This window comes from Hydrogenimonas sp. (genome assembly GCF_029932565.1).
In the GTDB taxonomy this organism is placed as follows: Bacteria; Campylobacterota; Campylobacteria; order Campylobacterales; family Hydrogenimonadaceae; genus Hydrogenimonas.
This window is the reverse complement of sequence record NZ_JAOZPV010000083.1, coordinates 1,559-3,829: the sequence shown is the minus strand read 5'-3', so window position 1 is coordinate 3,829 and position 2,271 is coordinate 1,559. Positions and strand designations below refer to the sequence as shown.

Sequence of the window (2,271 nt, the reverse complement as noted above, 5' to 3'; positions counted from 1 at the left end):
CATCCATCATTTCACATAATTCCTCTTTATATATCGAAAAATGATTTCCGCCGCTTCGTCCGGATCGGTGGTTTCCGTGTCGATGATGATCTCCGCGTGCTGCGGTTCTTCGTAGACGTCGCTGATACCGGTGAAGTTCTTGATCTCGCCTTTGAGCGCTTTTTCGTAGACCCCTTTGTAGTCCCGTTTCTTGCAGGTTTCGACATTTGCCTTGACATAGACGACAATATTGTTTTCGACCATCGTACGGATCGCTTTGCGCGATTCTCTGTAAGGCGATACGAACGAGGCCACGGTGGAGATGGAGTTTTTTTGAAGTGTCTGGATAAGATGGCCTATCCGCCGCATATGCCGGTTGCGCTCTTCCCTGCTGTATCCGACATTGGGAATCAGTTCACGGATATCCTTGGAGTCGATACGCTCGAGCGGTATGTCGAGTTTCTGGAGCTTTTCGTAGACTTTGTCGGCGATGGTCGTCTTACCCGAAAGCGGCAGACCCGTAAACCAGAGATTGAACGGCTGAATGCGTTTTCTCCCCCATCGGATACGCTGCCACACCTTTTCATGCCCCCAGTAAAGCGCTACTTTGAGTACCGTTTCAATGAAACCTGCCGCAATGGCCAGATCGAGCCGCCCGAAAAAGACAAAGACGATGACGATCGTCGTGCCCGTCGCCACGAAACGCCAGGTCACCCCTTTGGCGACAGAGCGGGTGTTTGTTTCACGATACACGGCGTCTGTCCTGAAACGATGATGAACAACGAATGATGAACGATGGATTTTTTATAACTGCATCCAACATCCAACATTCAACATTCAACATTTCTTACATCCCCACTCCGGATAGAACTCCCGGACATAGGCATTGAGAGCCTTTTCCGCTTCCGTGTAGATGCGCTCTTTTTTCTGTTTCGTGGAGATTCCCGCGATCATTCCAGCGGCAACCGTATTGTTGGTGATCTTGTCGATCAGGATGAACGCACCGGTACGCTTGTTCTCTTCGTAAAGATCGAACGCCACCTTTTCGTTCAAGTCGATCTTCACACGGGCGATATCGTTGAGTTCCAGGGTTTTGGTTTCGATCTTCTCCCAATCGTTGACATCCCGTTTGAACATGATGGAACTGACCGAGGCATTGGCCTCTTTGGAGTAGAGTTTCACGATATATTCGCGGTTTTTCAGCGAATCTTCGTCCATCCAGACCAGCATCGCTTCGAAGCTGTCGCTGAAATACGGCTCTTTCTCCCCCTCTTTGACGATCAGATCACCCCGGGAGATATCGATCTCGTCATCCAGAGTCAGGGTGACAGCCATGGGGGAATCCGCTGTTCGCTTTTCATCGTTCGTCGTCCGCCCCTCGCCGGTTGCCGTTTCGGGATTGACGGGAAAAACGATCTCTTTGATGCGGCTCTTTTTTCTGGAAGGATAGACGGCAATGGCATCGCCTTCCGTGACACTTCCTGCAGCGATGGTACCTGCGAAACCGCGAAAGTCGAGATTGGGACGGTTGACATACTGGACGGGAAAACGAAAAGAGACGAACTCTCCCCGCTCGATCCCGATGGTATCCAGGTAGGGAAGCAGTGCTTTGCCTTCGTACCAGGGCATCTTTTCGGAAATATCGACCACATTGTCACCCTTCAGCGCCGACATCGGAATGAAATCGATTTTCTGGTGAAAATTTTTGTACGGCAGAGAGACACGCAGCTGGTTATACATCTGTTTGTAATCGGAGACGATCTGATCGAACCGCTCTTCGCTGTAATCGACCAGATCCATTTTGTTGACAGCAACAACGATATTGCGGATGCCCAGCAGACTGACCAGGAACGAGTGCCGCCTGGTCTGTGTCAACACCCCTTTTCTCGCATCGATCAGAATGACCGCCAGATCCGCCGTACTGCCGCCCGTCACCATATTGCGCGTATACTGCTCATGACCGGGTGTATCGGCAATGATATATTTGCGTTTGTCGGTGGAGAAAAAACGGTACGCCACATCGATCGTAATACCCTGCTCCCGCTCGCTCTGAAGCCCGTCGATAAGCAGTGCGAAATCGATCTCCGCATCCCCGACCGTTCCATACTTTTTCGTCTCGTTCTTCACCGCCGCCAGCTGATCCTCGAAAATCATTTTACTGTCGTACAGCAGCCGCCCGATCAACGTCGATTTCCCGTCATCCACACTCCCGCAGGTAATGAAGCGAAGCATCTCTTTGTTTTCGTGTTCTTTCAGATACTTCTCTATGTCGTTCGCTATTCGCTGTTCGCT

Annotated in this window: 2 protein-coding genes; both read right to left on the bottom strand. The window is 50.9% G+C overall.

The window, feature by feature from the left end; genetic code table 11:
- Positions 1-6: 6 nt before the first annotated feature.
- Positions 7-732 (bottom strand): adenylyl-sulfate kinase, encoded by a 726-nt coding sequence (cysC, locus tag Q1K24_RS08570; RefSeq protein ID WP_300368887.1) that lies wholly within the window; start codon positions 730-732, stop codon positions 7-9.
- An 84-nt stretch (positions 733-816) separates the two neighbouring features.
- Positions 817-2,259: a sulfate adenylyltransferase subunit CysN gene (gene cysN / locus Q1K24_RS08565; protein WP_300368902.1), complete on the bottom strand. Its 1,443-nt coding sequence runs from the start codon at positions 2,257-2,259 to the stop codon at positions 817-819.
- Positions 2,260-2,271 lie beyond the last annotated feature (12 nt).